The following is a 22,524-nucleotide window of genomic DNA, read 5'->3' as shown; positions in this document are numbered from 1 at the left end:
GGGAAATTAAGTCTTAATCTATACCTTGAAAAATATTATTAAGTAATTTCAGAGTTTGTTTTCTAATGCAATACTTTTGTTTTGTATATCTTTTTATTTTTTCTGAGTTATATGAATTATAGTTTTTATGGATATTCTCCATAGCATTAACTAATGCATTCGTATCTTTGGGTGGAATTATAAGACCAGTATCTTCATTCAAAATAAACTCAGGTCCGCCGCTTCTAGTTGCTATAACTGGTTTACCTAAACTTAGCATTTCAATTATTACTCTTCCAAAGCCTTCCTGATAGCTTGGTAGTACTAAACAATCAGATGAATCTAAAATAGACATAACCTTATCGTTATTTAAAGGCCCAGAAAAAAAAACATTTTGTATACTATTGTTATTTACTATTGACTCTAATGTTGATTTTTCTGAACCGTCGCCCACAAAAGTTAAAGAATAACATTTCTGGTCTGACTTATTTTGTAGCTTTGAAAAAGCTTCTAACAACTCATAAACACCCTTGAGTTTAATTAAGCTCCCAACAAAAATGAATCTAAAAACTCTCTTATTATTGAAATAGTCACATTTTGAAAAACTGTTTTTATGCTTTATCTCGACCCCATTTTCTATAACACTAATATCTAGAATATTGTTTGAGTTAGAGACGGCATGCTCAACTTCTTGTTTTAGCCCCTTACTAACACATATCACAGAAGACTTGGCAACAGCTTCTGCTATCACCTTCATTTGTTTGGAATTTTGAGAAAAATACCTAAAATCAGAGCCATGTATTATTATTGCTGATGGCCGTTTTAGCGACCTTAGAGCAACTCCTAAAGGATAAATTGTATGAATTAATAATTTATCGGTGAACCTGCGTTTATTAATAAAAAGCGAAACTGCTAAGCTTAAATGATAAAAAATAGAATCCTTCGGGAACGGGAGATAACGTATTAACCTTAAGGTCACATTGTTTTTCTCAACCTTTAATAAAGATAAATCACTTCGGTTATTAGATATAAATGGAAATTTACGTGATAATTTAAACCAGGGTCGAATTACATAAACTTCAACAGATTTAACATACTCTGCAATTACTTTAGTTTGATCGTAAACAAATATACCACCATACTTATTATCATTTGTTGGGAAATATGGCGTTAGTATAGTTACTTTTTCATCTTTTAATAATGGATGCTTCATGCTTTCTTTGTGTATATATATAAATAAATGGAAGGGAGTACAAAATCCATAATGACTCTGCGATTCGTTTTGCTTTAAACGCACTGCCTGTTATAGATGCCAAAGCAAAAGCTAAAGCTACTAGTGAACTAAAAAGGAACAGCTTACGTACAAACTTGTCACTATTACTGTTTCGGACGATCAATGGATAAACCACTAAAATAATTACAAAAAAAATATTAGATACTCCACCAACAATACCAAAACGTAAAAATTTATCTAAGAAATCATTATCGGCTGAGTGAGATAATTGTATTGCACTCGGTCCAATTCCATTGATGAACTCCTCTTCAAATTTCAGGTAAGTAGTTAACCAAGCATTATTCATTCGAGCTTTTAAACTACTTGGTACTATATTCCCATCTCCAATCTTTTGACGCTCTAAGCTACGCTCTATATCTGCTGTAAATATGCTTGTAAAAACAAGTAAACCTACTAGTGTAACTATTACTGTTTTCATACCTAGCTTTTTATATAGAAAAAGGTACGTCACTGTTAAAAACATATAAACTATGATCCCGGTAAATGAACCGGAAAAAATTAACGATATAAAACCTAAAAAGAAAATTGCTATTGCTTTTTTACTTCCTAGCTTTAACTCACTCTTAAATATATGAAATAACACTAAAGAAAAACCGGCGTACAGCCCTAATGTGTTAGGCTCTAAGTTAAATGTTGCACTAGCTCTGGGATTATACTTTATATATTCTTGCCATACACCTACATTTAAGCTGCCGTAATATTTAGACAAAATATTTTGCATATTAAAAACATCAAACATTTGTAAGATTGCTACAATTCCAACAATAAAAAGTAAAAAAAGGTGCATTTTTATGATTGACTTTATAAAACAAATCCTTTGCTCCTCTGATTCTATCCTATATATAATAAAGCAGAGTAAATTGACGAGAATAATATACTGTAGCGGTGTGTAAATAATGATTAAATCGCGGATGCTAGCTACGTAATCACTCTCAAAAAAATTAAATAGATAAGTTAGTAAATAGACACTCATTAAAAGTAAATAACACTTAAAATAAAATGGCATAAAGACAAAGAAACTATCATTTTTGTCTTTTATTTTTATAAGTCCCCCTAAGAAAAGCATTACCACTAACAAGAAATAATAGCTAGATAGGGGAATATTCCCTATAAAAACAATAGGCCCTAAAATAAGCAGAAAATAATATGTTAAGAATAATCGCGTCATCTAATTACTACTTTTTAATTAAATTCGTAACCAATTCAAGCTCCGCTTTCATTCTATCATCCCAAGAAGTGACTGACTTTTTCAGTACATTCTTGCCATTAATAGTTAAATAGTTGATATTTGATGGAGTCGATAGTACCTTTTTGATTTTAACAACATTATCCATATAGTCATGCTCAGTAGAGATGATACCACTAACGCCATCTTCAATTACTTTACCTGTATCACCATTAGATATAGTAACAACGACACAATCATTGTTAAGTGCCTCCCAAAGAGGGTTACCAACATTAGATAACTCATAATGGGATAAAAAGATATCTGAATTAAACATAAGTTCGTTAATATCAGATTTGTTAAGACCACCTGTAAAAATGACTTTTCCGTCTAAGTTTTTATCTGTAACAATTTTTTGTAATTCTAATTTTTTTTCACCATCACCAACAATGATGTAACGGCTGTTAGGGAAAAATCTTAAGACTTCTTGAAAAACATTTATTGAACGGTCTAACCTTTTCCAACTTTGTAACCTTGAAACAGATATAAAGTTATGTTCATACAGCCTACAGCCTTCAATCAACATTTTTGTGTTACTCGATACATTAGACTTTTTGCCTTTAGAAATATCTACACCATTTTTTATAAATAATACATCATCATCATCACCTCTAATGCTTTTTATAACATCTTTCCCCTTAGTTCCATCGTCAGTCATGATAGTTAGAGATGACTTAATTTTAATAGAGAAATAATGCGGAAAATACTTTAACTTCCATAAAGGCTTTGTTAATAAAGGAGCCAATATAGTCCCTTGAAATCGAGATATTAGTACTTTTTTATTCATTTTTGATAAAAAGCCCAACACTGGAACAAACTCAACCTCATATGCGTAAAATACATCAACTTGTTTCTTTTGTTTGAATAAGTAAAAGAATAAAAATATTAACTGGTAAGATATAAAATTTAGGTTTCTACTTAAAGCGTAAAAGTATCTACTTTTAATTTCTTTAAGCTTGGGGAGTTCTATTACTTTTACGTTCTCCAGTTCGGGGATTTCCAAGTTTTTCTCTGTTGTATACAACTGGACATTAAAACCATTATTGTTATATACCTCTAGAGTTTTATAAAAAGACGCAGCTCCAACACCTTTTGAAATTGACCAAACATTAAGATTTGTAGCTATTACTATATTTTTACACATAAATACTCTTTATCACTTTAGCTGGTACTCCACCTAAAATTATATTCTCAGGAAAACACTTGGTGACAACTGCACCAGCAGCAACAACTGTATCGCTACCAACCTTACTATCCTTTAAAATCATAGCGTTGCGCCCAAGCCAAACATTATTACCAATCTCCACACTTCCAATTTCCATTGGCTGCTCCCTAAAGGGTACACCCCTCATTAAATACCCGTGATTTGAATCAGTTATATATGTATTGGCGCCCATAATAACATCACTTCCTATGGTGATCGATTTGTTAGCAGATATTTCTGTGTCATGCCCTGTACTGGTATTATTTCCAAAAGTTATTTTAGAATTTTTTTTAGCATATATGGTTGTATTATTTTTTATAGTAACGTTATCCCCAAATTCAATATGTGCATTAGCCTCAACAACTATCTTTACACCACTACCAAGGTTAACTCTACCTATAGAAATAACATTACGCCTAAACTTAACTTTTAATACATACCTGATAATACCTATCACCCTATCAATAAGCATTGCTGTACTCTTTCGTAATAAATGTTTTGTGCCATATTTCAAGGGATACCAACATCCATATTTGACGGGCGCTTAATTTAGCTACTGGAGTAAACCTTACAAACTCATAAATAAAAGAGCTCTCATCCGTTATTATAGAGTCTATAAACCCTTTAACTTTTTCATTCTTAAACCAGTCTTCTATAGGAGAAGCATACCCTTTTTTATGTATATTTCCTGTTATCCTTGAATCTAACTTTTCCATGTGCGAATCTATTAATATTTTCTTATTTAACTCACCGTTAATCATATATGATGGTGGTAATTGAAACACATACTCTGCAATACGAAAATCTAAAAATGGAACTCTTGATTCTAAACTTGCCCTCATACTACTTCTGTCTTCAACATGAAGTAATGCCTGTAACCAATACTTGTACTCAAACTTTTTAATGGAAAGTAAGCTACCATCAAAATTCAGCTTTTTAGAAAAGTTTCTCGAGATACTTTGGTCCTTCAATAGAGAGTAAGCACCATTGGACACCCAATTATTAAAATACAACTCATCGACTTTGTTACTAGAGGTACTTATGCTTTTTAATAAAAACTTCACCTTTCCCTTTACGGGCAAAGCCTTTAGTAAATTATAAAAAACTCTAGTTTTATGCTTGAAAGTAACATCTTTTAATTCAGTAAATAAGTTGCCTGCTAATTGACTATGCCAGCCATAACCATAAAAAAGCTCATCCCCCCCTTGCCCACCAAGAATTACTTTTAAATCTTTTGCAACCTCTTTACTTATTTCTACTTGAGGAATTAAACTATAACCAACCTCAGGCTCATCCATAAAATAGATTGATTCTTTCCAAATACTCTCGATATCGCAATAATCAATCTCTATCTCTTTATGAACGCTATTTAATCGCTCCGCTGTTACTTTAGCTAACTTAGACTCATCATGCTTGGGTGAACTTTTCGATGTGAAAGTGTAGGTCTGTAGATTCTTTTTCAACTCACTTGCAATAGTAGTAATGACACTAGAATCAATACCACCACTTAAATATGAGCCAACATTAACATCAGCACGCAAGCGAAGGTTTACAGAATCATTAATAAGTTGAGATATTTCTCTCTTAGCATCCCCGTAACTAATACTACTTTTTGGCTTCACGTTATCAATTGACCAGTATTGAGTTATGTTAACTTTCCCATCTTTATAACTTAAGTAATTACCGGGTAATAGCTTATTAATGCCCGTAAAAAAAGTTTTTTCACTTAAGGGGAACTGGAATGCTAAATACTCTTTAATTGCTTTGTGGTTAGGAATAGCCTCAGCTATTCCACTAAGTACCAACTGTTTAGGCTCTGAGCAGAAATATATGTTGTTATTATCTTCATAATAGTACAAGGGTTTAACCCCCGTTCGATCTCTTGCAATGAAGCATTCTTTGAGCTCCATATCATAAATTGCAAAAGCAAACATACCGTTTAACTTATGAACTATGTCTTCTTTCCAGTGCGAGTACCCTGCTAGAATAACTTCCGTATCACTACTATTATTAAAAGTATACCCTAATGATATCAACTCTTTTTTAATCTCTAAGTAGTTATATATTTCGCCATTGAAAGTAATAACATAGCGCTCTAGGTATTCCATAGGCTGATGCCCCCTTTCGCTAGTATCTATTATCGACAACCTAGTATGACCAAAAGCAAAATATTCACCAACATATGAGCCACTGTCATCAGGCCCTCGATGGTGGATCAATTTATTCATGTCTAATATTTTTTTATTTTCAGCCTCTTTATCAAACTTTTTACTACTGACAAAACCGGATATTCCACACATTATTTTAAATTCCTAATTACTTTTGCTGGTACGCCGCCGACTACAACATATCCATCAGGAAAAGACTTAGTAACAACGCTATTAGCAGCAACAACTGTTTTATCACCAAGAGTTACACCTGGTAATATTGTTGAATTAGCACCTAACCAGCATTCTTTTCCTATTTCAATTGGTCGCGTCTTCGGGATTACACTTAAATCATTTAAATCATGGCCCTGACTGACTATTATTACATTAAATGACCATATAGTACCTTCCCCAATTATCAACCCTTCACTGGCTTGTATATAACATCCACCACTTACAGCAAGGCTCTTTAGTACAGTTGAATTTTCTTTCAAGCCTTTTATTTTTAACTTTTCAGGTGACATAATTCGAGATGTGTAGCATTTATTGTATTTACAATTACTATCAATTCTCAAAACCCTTTGAAACAACATGTTTACAAAGAATATATTTAGTGGGATTGTACCAGTTATTTTACGTACTCTTTTTTTAATGAAGCGAAGTAGCATCATCACCCCTTGCATATCTAAAAGACAAATAAATATATAATATGTAAATCAGGCAATTAAGAGAGCTAAGAACCAAAAAAAATAAATATACATCGTTAAAAAAATAACCAATTAAAGCAGAAAGAATTGAACACCCTAGTATTAACACTTGCCCTTTTAGATTTGCAGACTGCTTACCTGCAATAAAAAATGTATAACTTAGCGGATTTGCAATAAAGTTAAGAAAAAACATTGGTGCCATGTATTGGGCAAACTCACCTGCTAACCTCCACTCAGCCCCAAAGATGAAAGCAAATAATTCAGGAGCTATAAAAGCCAAACCAGTGAATGGAACAACCCCTAACAGAACTAACCTTTTAAGCGTTTTCATATATATATCAATACAGTGCCCATCGTTTTGAAAATCAATTGTTGCTTTTTTTTTGAAAACATCCAAAACGCTATTTGAAATTAAACCTATAGGCAGCATTAAAGTTTTATACATAAATGAGTATGCCCCTAGCACTCCAAGCCCAAAAAACTTACCTAATATTAATAAAGGTATTTGGTTAGCAAAAAGGTTTATTAATATAGCAGGCATATCATATAGTGGGAATTTCTTATACTCATTCGCAGCAATCCGAGCATTGGATTTACTAAATCTAAAATACTTTCTTATACTTTTAAGCCTCAGTATTAATAGTATTGATATACTTAAATTAGCGATGTGCCCAAGTAGTAATCCCCAAGATGAATTCAATGTATACCCAACTCCTAACTGGGCAGAAGCATTACACGCTGATGAAACTACTTTATTGCTAGCCAAATTTTTAAACTGTTCCTCTCTTATTAATAGGTAATTTAAAACTTGAAATAATGCTGTTAAAACAATTGAAAGTGGGATCAAGTATAACCAGTTTGATAGTAGTTCATTACCTAAAAACAAAGCTATTTTTTCGGCAAAGAATAAGAATAAAAATAAAAAAAATAATGAGGAACAAACAACCATTATTGTTATTAATTTAACCACCCCATTAACTTCACTATCTTTTTTAGGAAGCATTAATGCCATTTCATATCGGCAAGTACACAAAACTGTAATTATAGAAACTAAGCTTAAATACAGCGCTATGAGTCCAAAATCTTCAGGTGAGTAGAGCCTTGTGAGTATCGGTGACACAGTAATAGGGATTAGCTGTGCCACTCCAGTCCCAGTGATTAAAGTCAATATATTTTTTGTATATTCTGATTTACCACCTAGTAACTTAGAAATCATATTTATAATTTCGACCCTAATTGACTTCTAACATCCAAATAGCCGCTCATGGGCAAACTGAATACGCTTGAAGCCAGCCTTTCTGCTATAGGGTAACTGTGAATCTCATTATTCAAATGAGAAAAAGCTGATTGCTGATGCATACATGTACCATAATAGATCATAGTTGGTATACCTTGCTCTTTATACTTTGCCATTTCTGTATCTCGGTTATCAGAAACTAAAGTATATTGTGCCCAAGAACTAATATAACCTTTTGGTACTTGGGGTGTTTTATATTTCCCCGCTAGTGTTCTTTCGTAATTGTCAGCAGCTTTATTACGATTAATAAGTTCCGTTGGGAACTCTACTAATTTTTCCAGCAATATTGCAGCTTGGATTGTATCTAATCGAGAGTTCATGCCAATGCGAACATTGTCGTATTTATCACTACCTTTTCCGTGTACACGATAAGATTTAATTAACTCTGCATATTCGTCATTATTAGTAAATATAGCACCGCCATCACCATAACAACCTAGAGGTTTAGCTGGGAAAAAACTGGTTGTTGCTATATCACCAAAGCTTCCTGCTTGTTTACCATTAATACTGCCACCAAAACCTTGTGCAGCGTCTTCTACGAGTTTTAAATTGTATTTATCGGCAATTTTTTGTATTTCAGGGTAATTGGCAGGTAAACCAAATAGGTCAACAGCAATAATTGCTTTAGGTGTCAATTTACCTTCAGCAATCGTTGCTTGTATACGCTTTTCAAGATCGACAGGACAAATATTAAAAGTAGCCTCGTCTGAATCAACAAATACAGGTGTTGCGCCTTCGTAAGCAATAACTTCTGCAGTCGCAAAAAACGTAAACGTTGGACAAAATACTGCGTCGCCCTTTTCAATGTTTAGTACCATCATGGCAAGTGTAAGAGCATCTGTACCGTTAGCACACGTTATTGCATGCTTTACGCCTACATACTCAGCTAACTTTTCTTCAAGCTCCTGCACCTCAGGCCCCATAATATATTTACCATGGTCTAATACATCTTGAATTCGTTTATCTATTTTTGTTTTTAAGTGCTTGTACTGCGCTGCTAAGTCTATAAATTGCATTTAATGATTACTCGTTAATTAAAGTCAGTGTTGAACCCGCTAGTTGATAAGTATCGCCTGTATGCTCGCACTTCTCAGTACCTGTTCCGCTAATGGGTAAATTAAGCTGTTCACCATATTTACTGATCCAACCAATCTGCTTTGCAGGAACACCCACCATTAACGCAAATGCGGGTACATCTTTATTTATTACTGCACCAGCACCAACGAGTGAATACTCACCAATAGTTACACCACATACAATTGTACAATTAGCGCCGAGCGTTGCCCCTTTTTTTACTAATGTATCGCGATATTCAGTTTTTCGTTCAATAAACGAACGCGGGTTATACACATTAGTAAACACCATGCTAGGACCACAAAAAACATCATCTTCAATATGTACATTATCGTAAACCGATACGTTATTTTGTACTTTTACATTATTACCAATAGTAACTTTGTTACCTACAAATACGTTTTGCCCTAGCGAACAACCTTCACCTATTTGCGCACCACTACACACGTGCACAAAATGCCAGACACGCGTGTTATTGCCTATTTTAGCTCCATCATCAACAATGGCGCTTTCATGCACATGATAATTCATAACTACAATACCTTCGATAGTGACGGGTGTGCTTTGTTACCAGCTTCAACAATTGGCATTTCACGAATTTTTTCAACTGTTTCAATAGCAACTCTATTTTCATCAATTCCAAAACCGTTACCTGCTAATATATTTTGGTAACTTTGAGTATGTAAGTCGGTAAAGCCACCTGAAAACTCAAGTTCTTCAGTGTCATTGCCGTCATTAATAGTGATACTACGGTAAGTAAGCTTTTCACCTTTAACCGCATTTTCAGGTAAGTTATTTGCATCAATCGACAAGAACCATTTTACACGAGCTCGCTCGTATTCAAGGTAGCCACTAGTCGTTTTTTCATCTCTAAAATGAACTTCGTTGTGTTTAAGCTCACCAAAAATAAAGTGCAACATATCGTAAAAATGCACGCCAATGTTGGTAGCGACTCCACCTGACTTGTGGTCAAACCCTTTCCAAGATTTCATGTACCACTTACCGCGGGATGTCATATAAGTTAAATCTACATCAAAAACTTTATCTGTTGGTGCTGAGGCCACTTTTTCTTTTAAAGCGATAATTGATGGGTGTAATCTTAATTGTAATATTGAATTAACATTTGCCCCGTATTTGGTTTCGTAATCTTTAAGAATATCCATGTCTTCTGAGTGGAGCACTAATGGCTTTTCACAAATTACATCAATGCCATTTTTTAATGCATACTTCATATGCGGAGCATGTAAATAATTAGGGCTACAAATAGCAATGTAATCGAGCTTTTGACCCTTCATTGCACAGTCTTCAACATATGCAGTAAAGTCTTCAAACTCAGTAAAAAATTCGGCATCAGGAAAATGGCTATCCATAATACCTACAGAATCATTAATATCCATGGCTACTAAAAGGTTATGGCCTGTTTCTTTAATTGCTTTTAAGTGACGTGGTGCTATGTAACCTGACGCACCAATTAATGCAAAATTTTTCATTTTAAAGTCCTTTGTTATAGGCGGATATCTGAGTCTTTAGTGCCAAACACATGTTTTACATCATATAAAACATGCTTTTGTTTTCCGAATTTACGAATAGCATCGCTCCCCATTTCTTTAAACTCGTTGTGATCTACAGCTAAAATAATACCATCGTAGTGATTTTCTTTTAATTCACTTACTAAAGACAGGCCATATTCATGTTCTACTTCTGCAGGGTTTGCCCAGTCATCATAAACATCAACCGACATGTTAAAGTCTTTTAACTCATTTACTATGTCAATGATTTTAGTATTACGTACATCGGGGCAATCACCTTTAAAAGTAAAGCCAAGGACTAATACTTTTGCTTCATCAACATGAATTTTTTGGCTTGACAGCTTTTTAACTAATTGCGTAGCTACATACTCACCCATACCATCGTTTATTCTGCGCCCAGCTAAAATAACTTCAGGTCGATAGCCTACTTCCTGGGCTTTGTGGGTTAAATAATAAGGATCAACACTAATACAATGCCCACCTACTAAACCAGGTTTAAACTTTAAAAAGTTCCACTTTGTACCTGCTGCATTAAGGACTTCTTCTGTATCAATACCTAAGCGATTAAATATTTTTGCAAATTCATTTATAATCGCAATATTTAAATCTCGCTGGGTATTTTCAATTACTTTTGCCGCTTCGGCTACTTTTATTGAGCCAGCTAAGTGCGTGCCTGCTATTATAATTGAGCCATATAACTCATTTACAAACTCACCAATTTCAGGCGTAGAGCCCGATGTTATTTTAATAATTTTGGTTAGCGTATTCACCTTGTCGCCAGGGTTAATTCGCTCAGGAGAGTAACCAGCAAAAAAGTCTTTATTAAATACTAAGCCTGATACTTTTTCGATAATAGGCAAACATACCTCTTCGGTTGCACCTGGGTATACTGTAGATTCGTATATCACAACATCCCCTTTTTGAACAAACTCACCCAATAATTCAGACGCTTTGCGAAGTGGAGTTAAATCTGGTGCGTTACTTTCATCAATAGGAGTAGGCACCGTCACAATATAAACATTACAACTTGCTAATTCTTGCTTATTACAAGAGAAATTCAGCTGCTTTATATCTTTAAGCTCTTCATCGCTCACTTCTAATGTTGCATCATGCCCAGCACTTAGCTCATCTACTCGTTTTTGGTTTATATCAAAACCCAAAACTGGATATTTTTTACCAAACTCTACGGCAAGAGGCAGGCCTACATAGCCTAAACCAATTACGCCTATTTTAATTTTTTCATATGGTATATACATTTAATCTTCTCTTAAATTTCGGGTTTTAGATAGGTAATTGGGCTATAACCAAAAACAACATTAACCTTTTTTAATAAAATGACGTAATAAAACGAGTAAAGTACTAAATATCCCCCCCAACAAAACACCTAATACACATATTAATGCTCTTTTGGGTTTGAATTTTTGTTCAGGTACTATTGCTGGGTCTATCGTTTTAAATACATATTCGTCGCGCACATTAGCGAACATTATAGTTTTTGCTTGTTCTTCAACTAGTTTGTAAAGTACTGCACGAATATCTGCTACTTTTGTATTTTCTAGTTGGTTCATTAAAAACTCAGTACTTTTATTCGCTTCAACTACATCACGTTGTTTCATGGTGGAGTTTATATCTAGTATTAACCAATTAACCCATTGCTGGGCAATATAAGGCGATACGTGCTCAACTGCAATTGTAACCATTCCATTTTCTGTATTTGTATTTGCAGTTACTAGTTGTGAAAATGCTTTATACGCCTCTTGCATTGATGGCTCTGCTTTAAATGGGGCTTTCACTTCTCGCAGCCATTTTTTTTCAGCTTTGTTATAAACCAGTTCATTATAAATAATTGTGTTTGTCTCACGATCCCATGACTTAACAGCCATTAAATCAGGCAAAACATTATGCTTTTGAATAAATTCGCTGGTAAATTTGCGAGACTTTAGTACCTCAAGCGCCATTTGCGTTTTATCAACCCCACCACTGGCGCCTAAGTTAACACCTGCTAAACTTGCAAGTCCACCAAACTGGCCCGCTAATGTACCTAAACCACCCGCTTTATCTTGTTCAGCAGGGGCAAGTAAAGCCTCTGATTTATAAATATTAGGCTGGTTAATTGCATAAAAAACAGATGCCACAGCAAACAAGGTAGTTATAGCAATAATGATCCATTTGCCTTGCCAAATTGCTGTAAATAGTTCGCGAAGGTCTATTTCGTCATCGGCAATATTATTTTGCATTGGCATATTTACTTGGTTTAGATTGTTTGAGTTGTTTTCCATTTAAATCTCATAAGTTCTAGGTTATGGCTTCGGGCTACGAGCTATTGGCTAAGAGCTATTTTTAATGACCGTTATCAATCTGCTTAGCATCTTTGCAATTACCTCACATTCCTCAAGGATATAACCTGCTTTTAAGCTATTTATATATCCTAATTCTGAAGCAATCATTACTTGTGTTTTTAATTCGCCTATGGAGCCTTTAGCTATCCATAAAAAACGAGCTTTTTCTTTTTCAAAGCCTCTTTCCATCCCCTCTGCAATATTGCTAGGTACAGAAACAGAGCATCTGCACATTTGATCTTTTAGACCATAATCCTGGAGCTGCTGAAAGTTTTTATAAATCAATAAACTTAGCTTAAAAGCTCTTTGCCAAACTTCTAGGTTTTCATATTTCATTTTTAACTCTAAAGTAATACTTTAAAGTTAAAATGTAGCAGGTTTTAACACCTTTACTGTTAACTAAGCTCCAGTTAGTAGCTATATACAGCATCGGCCGAGAGCTTCGAGCTCTAGGCCCATAGCCCATAGCCATGTGCTCCAAGCTTTCCTCGCACCTACATTATATTAAATACCGCTTATGGCTGCTACTGCTACACCTAGTTGATATAGAATCTGTGTTGCGGTGCTCCAAAGCGTTAGCTTATCCATATGGCCTGCATCTAGTGGGACAACAATGGTATCGCCTGGTTCAAGTTGGTTTGCGTTATTAACTGCAAACCAATTGCCGGTATTTGGTATTTGTACCGAGCCGTTGGCTTTTATAATGTAAATACGGTCATCAGCAGCGCGCTCTTTTAAGCCACCGCTTAGGTCTATGTATTCGTCTACGCTGATACCTTCTTTGTAAAGGTGCGAGGTAGAGTAATTAACCTCACCTATTACGCTAATTGAGTCGCGTTCACTCGGTACATAAAGTACATCGCCATCTTGCAGTACTAAGTTTTGTTGATTGTTAACAATAAGCGGTAAATCTATAACTAAACGGCCTACGGCATCAACGTTAGCAAGGTCCTTTAGCAACTTATTCATTTCTTCGTAAGTTAGTGTGTTGCTACTTACTGAACTTTGAAAGCTTTTTGATGCTATATCACGGCGAAGCTCGGTAGATAAACGCGCTAGCTGTTGTTGCTCTTGCTTTTTAATTGATTGGCGAGTAAATACAGCGGCATTGGTTGCTGCAAACTCAGAAAAGCCACCGGCGCGTTCTAGTAAGTTACTTAAGGTTTCACCGCGGCGAATAGTGTAAGTCCCTGGGAATTTAAGCTCACCTTTAAGCTCTACTTTTAAGTTTTCTTGCCAATTTGGTATAGCAAATATATTTACGCTGTCTTTACTTTGTAATGAAATATTAGATGCTGTTTTACCTTGCATGGCGCTTTTAAGGTCAAACTTAATATGCTCAATGTTTGATACATCGTTATTGGCAATTCTTGTTACTTCAGCTTGTTGTGTGTAAGCCGATTCTAACAGGCCGCCTGCGGCAGTAATTAGGTCTTTTACTTCACCGCCTTCCATTAACGGGTAAATGCCTGGGTACATTACACTGCCGCTAATTTCCACTATTTGCATCGCCTGCATTACACCAGCCTGCTGCTCTAACTTAGCTATTACCGGTTTAAGTAAATTATGGCGGCTAAATAGTGCATAGCTTTTTGCATTTTCTTCTTGCTCTTTAAGCTTTAGCTCTAGCATTTGCGACATGCTTAAGTTTGGATTAGGCTCTTCAAACTCTGCCTTTTTAGTAGATACACCAACGAATTTGTCGAACTCTTTTTGTTGGTATTCATGCCAAAGCTCTGCTTTTCTTTGTTGGTTTTGCTGCTCTTTAGTTAACGCTAAATTTGCAAGCGCTATATCTTCACGTTGTTTATCTTCAAAGCGACTAAATACAATAATTTTATCGTTAGGATTTAACTGTAAGTTGTTTTCAGTGTTTTTTGTAATGGCCTTTGCTAAATCGAATTGGTGAATTTCAATATCGCCATTTACGTTAGTTTCACGCACTACTAATGCATAGTCTAAATCGGCCTGTGGTAATAAGTCACCACGTACTGAGCCTAATATGTCTGATATTCGCTTACCCTTGTACCACTGGTAATTACCAGGGCGTACTACGGCACCAATTAAGCTAATTGAAGTTTGGTACTGCTCACCAATCGCGCTAAAGCGAATACGATCGCCATCTCGTGGAATGTAGTTAACCTGTTTTTTACTAAAATCGACCGAAAGTACTTCTTTGTGTTGGTTGTTAAAGCGCTCAACAATCACACTTTTAGCGTAAGCATTGGGTTTAATTCCACCTGCCATTTTTAATAATTGTTTTGCTGTTTCGCCTTTTTTCAGCTCAAAAATAGCAGGGCGTTTTACTAAACCTTCAACCGTTACTTGCTCTCCTACCGATGGAATAAACACCACATCGCCAGGTTTTAAAATAATATCGTTGCTGCTATCACCACGAATAAGTAAATCGTAAAGGTCAAAATTAGCAACAAGTTTACCACCACGCTTTACTTGAATATTACGCAGTGATGCAATATCCGACACGCCACCACTAATAAATAATGCATGTGACACAGTAGTGAGCGACGATACGCTGTAACTACCTGGTTTGTATGCCTCACCTAAAACTAAAATACGAATACTACGAAGCTTGCCAAGCGATACAAACGCTTTAACGCCAATAACCTCTTGTTCTACTTTCACTTTAATTAGTTCTTTAACTTCAGCAAACGTTAAACCCGCTACTTGTACAGGGCTTAAATCGGGAATATTAATACGCCCTTCTCTATCAACAATAACCTCAAAGCTTTCGCTTTCTTTACCATAAAAGTTGATTAATAGCTGATCGCCACGCCCTACTAGGTACGTATCTGGAACGGGAGCGCTTTCATTAGGCATAAATGTGGTTGGTTCGCCAGCAAATAGGTCATAACCGAATGGTTTTACTGCGTCATTTTCAGGTTTGAATCGTTCTTCATCTGTGAGTGGTTGCTCGTCAGTTGTATTGCGCTCACCTACTGTGGGTTTGTCTTGCTCGTTATTTTTGCCACTTGCACTACCGGCACCTTCCAGGCTTGAAATATCTACGCCATATTGCTTTGCCAGTGCCTGTTGTTGTGACTTAGGTAACTTTTGAAACTGCTCAAGTTGAGCGGCTGTTGGCGCAAATGCTAATGTGCTAAAGCTACAAATAAGTACAAAGGTACTTAATAAATATTTAATAACGTTCACGAGTAGGTATTTCCCTAGGTCTACAACCAAAAATTGGTGGGTATCATACATTATTTATCAGTAAATAAAAAAGGGACTTTAGCCCCTTTTATAGTTTTATTACAATTAATTTACCACTTGTTGTTAAAAGCTGTAAACCAATGTTAATGAGGTTTCTGTATCTGTTGCTTCTTTATCATCAGCAACATCTGAGTTATTGGTTATATTATAAGCCACTTTCATTTGAAGTGAGCCGTTAATTTTAGTTAGCAGTGCGGTTTCTGAACGAGTTTTAGTGTTTGTATCACCATATTCTACTGACACTAACTGAGTAAAACGCGCGTTGTCTGAAATTTTCCAGCTAAAGTCCATTTTACCTAAAGCTATCACTTCACCTTCGTATTCACCTGCTAATGAGTTGCCGTTTTCATCAACCTCTTCGCTAATATCTGGGTATTTAAAATACTTATAACCCGGACCAATTTCAGCGTTTAGTTTCATGTTTGACTCGTTTAATAAACGTAAACCATAACCCGCTGAAATAACTGATTCACTTCGGTATGCACCAAAGTAGTCAGATACGTGTGATCCATAAATAAATAAATGAGCGTGCTTTTCGTTTAATTTGTAATTACCCTGCGCTGAAATAGAGTACTTTTCGTTAGTACGCTGTTTTTCTTTTGTACCGTTTTCGTTCTCTACTTCATCTTCTTTGTAGATGCCGTCTAACTTATACTCATTGTTCCAGCTTTCTAAGTTATGTAAAACTTTGATACCACCTTTTAGGGTAGTTGTTTCTGTATTACCACTGGTAATAATAGCACCCACTTCACTGGTTATTTCCCAGGTTTTTTGTTCTTCTTCTGATGCAAATGCACTGGTTGTAGCTGAGGCTGCTACTAAAATTGATAAAAGCTTTAATTTCATTAAAAAATAACCCTGTAAATATAATATGTATACTTATTTATAAAAGCAGCGCACATGCTAAGCAATCTCATATGATCGCTGCCTTAATAAAATAAATATTTTAAAAATTAGTCTTGCTTATGAAAGTGAACATCCATTTGTGGGAACGGAATAGTAATGTCAGCGTCATCTAACGCTATTTTAATATTTTCCATTAATGACCAGTATGTTGGCCAGTAATCTTCTGAGTTAACCCACGGGCGCACTATAAAGTTAACGCTTGAATCGGCAAGTTCAGAAACTGATACATTGTATGCAGGATCTTTTAAAATACGCGATTCGTTATCAAGCACTGATTTAAGTACTTCTTTTGCTTTTCGTAAGTCGGCGTCGTAGCCAACACCAATCACAAGGTCAACGCGGCGTGTTGATTCGCGCGAGTAGTTAATAATTGCATCTGACATGATTTTTGAATTAGGCATTACAATAACTTTGTTATCGGGTGTGCGCATTTCAGTTGAGAATATTTCGATTTTTTTAATCGTACCGGCTTTACCGCCCGCTTCAACGTAGTCACCTGATTTAAATGGGCGAAGTAGAATAATTAATACGCCTGACGCAAAGTTAGATAACGACCCTTGCAGTGCTAAGCCAACGGCTAAACCTGCCGCACCTAAAATAGCAATGAATGATGTGGTTTCGATGCCAATTTGTGACAGCGCCATTAAAATAGTGGCTGCAAATACAATGGCATATACAATACTAGAGACAAACGATGAAACCGCTTTATCTACTTTTTTCTTGTCGAATGCTTTTTCGGTTAACTTTGCACAAAATTTAGCAATTCGTCCACCCAGTAAAAATATAACAAGCGCTATGACTGCTTGAATACCGTAGTGTAAGATTAAGCCTGAATTTTCATTCAGCCAATTGAGTATTGAATCCATATTAACTCCTGATAGTGTTATTAAGCAGTTTAGCGGTGTTGTTTATTGTATTGTAAATCTTTAATACGTGTTTGCAACAGCGTATTTCGAGGTTCGAGGTTCGAGGTTCGAGGTTCGAGGTTCGAGGAATTTAAAAACCTTACGGTTAATATAGCAAGGTTTTTTATACCCGTAGGCGGGAGTTTACCTCGCGCAGGGTTTAATAAAATGCGCGGGATAACCACCGCTCACGTTCAATACAAACATCATGCTTGGCTTAATCTCTACCTAAAACCTAAAATCTTTGTCTTTAATCTCTTCCTCTGTGACCTCTGTGGTAAATAGTGTTTTAATTTTTTGCACCACAGAGTACACCGAGGCGCTACGCGCTTCACAGAGAAGACAAAAATCATTTCCTCTGTGTGCTCTGCCCCCTCTGTGGTGAATAAAATCTCTTTAAGATCTTTTTGCACAAAGAGAAGTGAATGAAGAGTAAATGAGAAAACAATAACCATGAGCCCGAGTGATTAATTGTTTTTTCACTAGCTCTAAAAGCGCAGCGTCTCTTAACCTCTTTGTGAATATGTTTATTGCCTAAAACCTACCTGCGCGTGATAACCCCCGCCTACAAACCATTTTGAACCACAGAGTACACCGAGGCGCTTCACGCTCCACAGAGAAGACAAAACAAATAAAACATGTCTTTAATCATTTCCTCTGTGTGCACTAACCCTCTGTGGTGAATAAAATCTCTTTAAGATCTTTTTGCACAAAGAGAGGTGAATGAGGAGTAAATGAGAAAACAATAACCATGAGCCCGAATGATTAATTGTTTTTTCACTAGCTCTAAAAGCGCAGCGTCTCTTAACCTCTTTGTGAATAAGTTTATTGCCTAAAACCACCTGCGCGTGATAACCCCCGCCTACAAACCATTTTGAACCACAGAGTACAACACCGAGGCGCTACACACTACACAGAGAAGAAAATCTTGCGCGGTATAAAGCCTCAGGGTTAGGGATTCGAGTTTCGATCTGCCCGTTGCCCGTTGCCCGTTGCCCGTTGCCCGTTGCCCGTTGCCCGTTGCCCGTTGCCCGTTGCCAATAGCTTAAATATAGAATACTTAAAATAAGTTTAATTTTTTTGATTTTTTGCTTCACAAGCATGGGGATATTATGTATTATGCGCGCCACACCAAACAAGGTGTATGTAGTGGCGGTTGTAGCTCAGTTGGTAGAGCCCCGGATTGTGATTCCGGTTGTCGCGGGTTCGAGCCCCGTCAATCGCCCCACTATTTTCTAAGTATCCTCAGTAATATCTAAAGTTAATTCATAACTTCATTATTAAAAATAAAATTATAGTTTATTTTGATACACCGAGAAAAGCCACGGCTGCGGGTAACGGGTTTCGGGCTATAAGTCCTAGCACCTAGTCACTTTAATCTCTTACTCTGTGTTCTCTTTACCTCTGTGGTAAATAAAATAACTAAAAAATATAACAATAAGCCGCCCTGCGGCTACCGTGAGCAAGCTCTACGTCTACAAAATATTTTAATTTACCCGCGCCACGTCGCTCGTAACCTTTCGCCTTTAACCTTTAAAAAAGTTACATGTGCGCGGCGTAAAGCCCCGCCAAAAATATTTTTTACCACAGAGAACACCGAGGCGCTACGCGCTACACAGAGAAGAGCTACGGATAGCGGGTTTCGGGCTATAAGTCCTAACACCTAGTCACTTCCCTAGCACCTAATAACTTACTCTGTGTTCTCTTTACCTCTGTGGTAAATAAAATCATTAACAAATATAACAATAAGCCGCCCTGCGGCTAAGGTGAGCAAGCTCTACGTCTACAAAAAATTTTAATTTACCCGCGCCACGTCGCTCGTAACCTTTCGCCTTTAATCTTTAAAAAAGTTACATGTGCGCGTCGTAAAGCCCCGCCTACAAAACAATTAAAACGCGGTGGTTCCCCGAAACTCGTTGCCCGTTGCCCGCGCTCCGTTGCCGTTTATTAAAGGCGTTCTTTCCACTGTGCAATATGCAGTGGCTTTGAAAATAAATAGCCTTGAAATAAGTTGCAACCGCGCTGCTTTAAATAATTAAATTGCGCAGGTTCTTCAACGCCTTCAGCAACGCTATTTACGCCTAAAGCACTGGCCATGTCGATGATCATATTCACAATAGTTTTACTTGAATTATCGTCAGTATCCATAATGCCATCGACAAAGTATTTATCTATTTTAAGCTCAGAAATTGGCAACTCTTTCAAATAACTCAAGCTTGAGTAACCTGTTCCAAAGTCATCAATTGAAAACCTAAAGCCCTTTTTATTAAGTTCAATCATAGTCTCTTTTACTAGTTCGATGTCTGACACTAAAGTCGTTTCGGTCAGTTCTATCACTAAGTTACGTGGTGACACTTGCCACTTATGAACACTGGCGAGCAATTTTTCCTTAAAATCGGGGGCTACAATTTGTTTAGCGCTAATGTTAACGGCAATACAGGTGTTTTTTCCTGCTCGGCTGACTTCATGCAGCAACTTACATACTTGATCAACCACCCAATCGCCAATTTTAATAATGGCTTCACTCTCTTCTGCTAGGGGTATAAATTCCCCAGGGCTTATTACGCCTAATTCCTCAGAATCCCAACGTAATAATGCTTCGGCTGAATTAAAGGTATTTTCATTAATAAATTGTGGCTGTAGTACCAGTGTTAATTCATCACTTTTATCAACATTTATTAGTAAGTAACGAATTTTATTGGTACGTTCGTAACGTTTTAATGCATCTAAATCTGCAAAGTAATAACCAAAAGGAGACAACTTTTTGGCTTGTTTTAGTGCGTATTCCAACTTATCAAACATAGAGCTATAGGAGTCTCTACTCGCATTAATAATTGTACTGCCCAACGAGGCGCTTAGTACCACATCAAGATCACTGATCTTATGTGAGAAGTTATCTAGCGCTAATATTTTAGAGTCTATACTTGGTTGTTGTTGCTCTAGGTAGGATAAGTCATTACTTATATTGGCGCTTATAATTAAAAAAGAATCGACTCCGCTTTTGTATAGCTTGTACTCGCCCTGTACCGCATTTGATAGTTTTTTAGCCGTTAAAATGAGTGCTTCGTTGCCCGCCTCAATACCGTACTTAAAGTTAAATTGCGCTAACTTATCCATATCTAATAATGCAGCATATATATAGCCATTATTAATGCTGGCACTTTGAAGTAAACTTCTGCATTCGCGCTCAAACCACCGCTTATTTTTTAATCCTGTTATGGGATCTGAATAAGCTAAATTATAAATGGTATCTTGCGCTTTGAGTTTTTCACTAATATCTCTAACTACACCAATATATTCAACGCTTTGCTCATTAACTGCTTTGGTAAGTGACAATTCTATTTGAAAAATAGTGCCGTCTTTTTTTCTTGCAGGTAGTTGCCTACCAACACCAATAATTTTAGCCTCACCTGTTTGCTCATAATTTCGCATATACGAGTGATGCTTAGATGCATAAGGCTCAGGCATTAAGTTGTTAATCGACAAGCCAAGCATTTCATTTTGCTTATAGCCAAACATAGTTAATGCGGTTGAGTTACAGTGAACAATAACGCCTTGCTGATTAATAGTGATCACTGCATCATTTAAGTTATTTAAAATAGCTTCAAGGCGATTATTTTTATCATCAACCTTGGCCTTTAATTCATACTCTAAAGTGACATCTTCAAAAGCACCATGCACTTTAATAACCTGATGATCATCATTAAAAACAGGGTGACCACTCGTACGTACCCACTTTTTATTGCCATGAGCATCTACAAACTCAAAATCTTCACAATAAGGAAGGCCATGTGTTTGCAAACGATTAAAAAAATCACGAATACGCGCTTGCTCTTTTTCACCAGCATAATGCGCAATCGCTTGTGTGGTCGTGAGCGGTTTGCGCTTATCAAGGCCATAAATATTATAAACCTCGGGTGAATAATTTAGCTCGCCGGTTGAGATTTTGTATTCCCACGTGCCTACCTTCGACATAGCTTCAACAGCACTAAATAGTGATTGCTGTGAGCTTGATTTATCTTCTAAAAAACACTTTTGCAGGAACACTGCTGTATAACTCGCAAAGCTAATTAGCCTTGGTAGGTAGCGTTCGATTGTTGGATCACTATTTAAATAAAGACCAACCAGTACGCCGCTTAATTGGCCTTCATCATTGCTTATAGAGACGCTGAATCGCCCCGAGTTCATCGGAGACCAGTTTGTTTAAGTCAGGCCACTTTACCTGACTCGTTTAAATTATCATAGTAGTCTGTTTCATATTGAGCTGGTGAAATATACCCAATTGAAGATAATAAGCGTTGATTATTAAACCAATTGACCCACTCTAACGTTGCGTATTCAACAGCATCAACATTCTTCCACGGGCCATTTCTGCGAATAATCTCTGTTTTAAATAATCCATTTATTGTTTCAGCCAATGCATTGTCATAAGAGTCACCCACACTGCCTACAGACGCTTGAATTCCAGCTTCAGCAAGTCGCTCAGTGTATCGTATAGACAAATATTGGCTGCCTCTGTCGCTGTGGTGAATTAACCCTTCGGGGTTGCCACGATGCCAAATAGCTTGCTCTAACGCATCAAGAATAAGCTCTGTGTGCATTGTCGTTGATACACGCCAACCTACAATGTATCGTGAAAAAACATCTATCACGAAAGCGACATAAACAAACCCACTCCATGTGGCAA

Annotated in this window: 18 protein-coding genes and 1 tRNA gene; 1 reads left to right on the top strand and 18 read right to left on the bottom strand. The window is 36.4% G+C overall.

The annotated features are described in order from the left end of the window. Positions 1–13: 13 nt before the first annotated feature. The 16 genes from L641_RS0116615 to L641_RS0116535 all read right to left on the bottom strand — a co-directional run bounded on the left by L641_RS0116615 (position 14) and on the right by L641_RS0116535 (position 17,798). Positions 14–1,192, bottom strand: coding sequence for a glycosyltransferase (locus L641_RS0116615; RefSeq protein ID WP_024602522.1), 1,179 nt, complete (start codon positions 1,190–1,192; stop codon positions 14–16). Further along, on the bottom strand, positions 1,167–2,441 hold the full coding sequence (locus L641_RS0116610; RefSeq protein ID WP_139016079.1) for a hypothetical protein: 1,275 nt from the start codon (positions 2,439–2,441) through the stop codon (positions 1,167–1,169). The genes L641_RS0116615 and L641_RS0116610 overlap by 26 nt, the downstream gene beginning before the upstream one ends. A gap of 7 nt (positions 2,442–2,448) precedes the next feature. Continuing rightward, the gene (locus L641_RS0116605; RefSeq protein WP_024602520.1) at positions 2,449–3,642 is read right to left on the bottom strand and encodes a glycosyltransferase; all 1,194 of its coding nucleotides are present in this window, start codon (positions 3,640–3,642) and stop codon (positions 2,449–2,451) included. After that, positions 3,635–4,174, bottom strand: a complete 540-nt coding sequence (locus L641_RS0116600; RefSeq protein WP_024602519.1) for an acyltransferase — start codon at positions 4,172–4,174, stop codon at positions 3,635–3,637. The genes L641_RS0116605 and L641_RS0116600 overlap by 8 nt, the downstream gene beginning before the upstream one ends. Further along, positions 4,164–6,002 (bottom strand): asparagine synthase (glutamine-hydrolyzing), encoded by a 1,839-nt coding sequence (gene asnB, locus L641_RS0116595; protein ID WP_024602518.1) that lies wholly within the window; start codon positions 6,000–6,002, stop codon positions 4,164–4,166. The genes L641_RS0116600 and asnB overlap by 11 nt, the downstream gene beginning before the upstream one ends. Next, positions 6,002–6,520 (bottom strand): acyltransferase, encoded by a 519-nt coding sequence (locus L641_RS0116590; protein WP_253944071.1) that lies wholly within the window; start codon positions 6,518–6,520, stop codon positions 6,002–6,004. Before L641_RS0116590 ends, asnB begins: the two co-directional genes overlap by 1 nt. Continuing rightward, on the bottom strand, positions 6,498–7,772 hold the full coding sequence (locus L641_RS0116585) for an oligosaccharide flippase family protein (RefSeq protein WP_024602516.1): 1,275 nt from the start codon (positions 7,770–7,772) through the stop codon (positions 6,498–6,500). Before L641_RS0116585 ends, L641_RS0116590 begins: the two co-directional genes overlap by 23 nt. Before the next feature lie 2 nt (positions 7,773–7,774). Further along, positions 7,775–8,869 carry a DegT/DnrJ/EryC1/StrS family aminotransferase gene (locus L641_RS0116580; protein ID WP_024602515.1) on the bottom strand — a complete coding sequence of 365 codons (1,095 nt, stop codon included), beginning with the start codon at positions 8,867–8,869 and terminating at the stop codon, positions 7,775–7,777. A 7-nt stretch (positions 8,870–8,876) separates the two neighbouring features. After that, positions 8,877–9,458 carry an acyltransferase gene (locus L641_RS0116575; protein ID WP_024602514.1) on the bottom strand — a complete coding sequence of 194 codons (582 nt, stop codon included), beginning with the start codon at positions 9,456–9,458 and terminating at the stop codon, positions 8,877–8,879. Between the two features lie 2 nt (positions 9,459–9,460). Further along, positions 9,461–10,417, bottom strand: coding sequence for a Gfo/Idh/MocA family oxidoreductase (locus L641_RS0116570; protein ID WP_024602513.1), 957 nt, complete (start codon positions 10,415–10,417; stop codon positions 9,461–9,463). A 14-nt stretch (positions 10,418–10,431) separates the two neighbouring features. After that, on the bottom strand, positions 10,432–11,712 hold the full coding sequence (gene tviB / locus L641_RS0116565) for a Vi polysaccharide biosynthesis UDP-N-acetylglucosamine C-6 dehydrogenase TviB (protein ID WP_029750426.1): 1,281 nt from the start codon (positions 11,710–11,712) through the stop codon (positions 10,432–10,434). Between the two features lie 60 nt (positions 11,713–11,772). Continuing rightward, positions 11,773–12,735 (bottom strand): Wzz/FepE/Etk N-terminal domain-containing protein, encoded by a 963-nt coding sequence (locus tag L641_RS0116560; protein WP_024602511.1) that lies wholly within the window; start codon positions 12,733–12,735, stop codon positions 11,773–11,775. A 48-nt stretch (positions 12,736–12,783) separates the two neighbouring features. Then, the gene (locus L641_RS0116555; protein ID WP_016899555.1) at positions 12,784–13,131 is read right to left on the bottom strand and encodes a four helix bundle protein; all 348 of its coding nucleotides are present in this window, start codon (positions 13,129–13,131) and stop codon (positions 12,784–12,786) included. Between the two features lie 168 nt (positions 13,132–13,299). Further along, entirely contained in the window at positions 13,300–15,966 is a 2,667-nt protein-coding gene (locus L641_RS0116545) for an SLBB domain-containing protein (RefSeq protein ID WP_024602510.1), read from the bottom strand. Between the two features lie 123 nt (positions 15,967–16,089). Beyond that, a complete protein-coding gene (locus L641_RS0116540) occupies positions 16,090–16,872 on the bottom strand; it encodes a DUF481 domain-containing protein (protein ID WP_024602509.1) in 783 nt (260 codons plus the stop codon). 107 nt (positions 16,873–16,979) lie between these two features. Next, entirely contained in the window at positions 16,980–17,798 is an 819-nt protein-coding gene (locus L641_RS0116535) for a mechanosensitive ion channel domain-containing protein (RefSeq protein WP_024602508.1), read from the bottom strand. A 1,191-nt stretch (positions 17,799–18,989) separates the two neighbouring features. Here L641_RS0116535 and L641_RS0116530 point away from each other — a divergent pair. Next, positions 18,990–19,065 (top strand) — tRNA-His (locus L641_RS0116530). 719 nt (positions 19,066–19,784) lie between these two features. Here the strand turns inward: L641_RS0116530 and L641_RS0116525 are convergent. Both L641_RS0116525 and L641_RS0116520 read right to left on the bottom strand, forming a co-directional pair. Next, positions 19,785–22,025 (bottom strand): EAL domain-containing protein, encoded by a 2,241-nt coding sequence (locus L641_RS0116525; protein ID WP_024602507.1) that lies wholly within the window; start codon positions 22,023–22,025, stop codon positions 19,785–19,787. 20 nt (positions 22,026–22,045) lie between these two features. Then, positions 22,046–22,524 (bottom strand): IS3 family transposase (locus L641_RS0116520; protein ID WP_024601065.1); only part of this gene is annotated, 479 nt, incomplete at its 5' end.

This window comes from Pseudoalteromonas sp. TB41 (assembly GCF_000497975.1).
GTDB lineage: Bacteria > Pseudomonadota > Gammaproteobacteria > Enterobacterales > Alteromonadaceae > Pseudoalteromonas > Pseudoalteromonas tetraodonis.
This window is presented reverse-complemented; position numbering and strand designations above follow the sequence as displayed.

Coding starts and splice junctions, on each gene's coding strand:
- L641_RS0116570 (WP_024602513.1), bottom strand. CDS start 10,417: ATGAAAAATTTTGCATTAATTGGTGCGTCAGGTTACATAGCACCACGT.
- L641_RS0116615 (WP_024602522.1), bottom strand. CDS start 1,192: ATGAAGCATCCATTATTAAAAGATGAAAAAGTAACTATACTAACGCCA.
- L641_RS0116555 (WP_016899555.1), bottom strand. CDS start 13,131: ATGAAATATGAAAACCTAGAAGTTTGGCAAAGAGCTTTTAAGCTAAGT.
- L641_RS0116575 (WP_024602514.1), bottom strand. CDS start 9,458: ATGAATTATCATGTGCATGAAAGCGCCATTGTTGATGATGGAGCTAAA.
- asnB (WP_024602518.1), bottom strand. CDS start 6,002: ATGTGTGGAATATCCGGTTTTGTCAGTAGTAAAAAGTTTGATAAAGAG.
- tviB (WP_029750426.1), bottom strand. CDS start 11,712: ATGTATATACCATATGAAAAAATTAAAATAGGCGTAATTGGTTTAGGC.
- L641_RS0116525 (WP_024602507.1), bottom strand. CDS start 22,025: ATGAACTCGGGGCGATTCAGCGTCTCTATAAGCAATGATGAAGGCCAA.
- L641_RS0116535 (WP_024602508.1), bottom strand. CDS start 17,798: ATGGATTCAATACTCAATTGGCTGAATGAAAATTCAGGCTTAATCTTA.
- L641_RS0116605 (WP_024602520.1), bottom strand. CDS start 3,642: ATGTGTAAAAATATAGTAATAGCTACAAATCTTAATGTTTGGTCAATT.
- L641_RS0116590 (WP_253944071.1), bottom strand. CDS start 6,520: ATGATGCTACTTCGCTTCATTAAAAAAAGAGTACGTAAAATAACTGGT.
- L641_RS0116610 (WP_139016079.1), bottom strand. CDS start 2,441: ATGACGCGATTATTCTTAACATATTATTTTCTGCTTATTTTAGGGCCT.
- L641_RS0116560 (WP_024602511.1), bottom strand. CDS start 12,735: ATGGAAAACAACTCAAACAATCTAAACCAAGTAAATATGCCAATGCAA.
- L641_RS0116580 (WP_024602515.1), bottom strand. CDS start 8,869: ATGCAATTTATAGACTTAGCAGCGCAGTACAAGCACTTAAAAACAAAA.
- L641_RS0116540 (WP_024602509.1), bottom strand. CDS start 16,872: ATGAAATTAAAGCTTTTATCAATTTTAGTAGCAGCCTCAGCTACAACC.
- L641_RS0116585 (WP_024602516.1), bottom strand. CDS start 7,772: ATGATTTCTAAGTTACTAGGTGGTAAATCAGAATATACAAAAAATATA.
- L641_RS0116600 (WP_024602519.1), bottom strand. CDS start 4,174: ATGCTTATTGATAGGGTGATAGGTATTATCAGGTATGTATTAAAAGTT.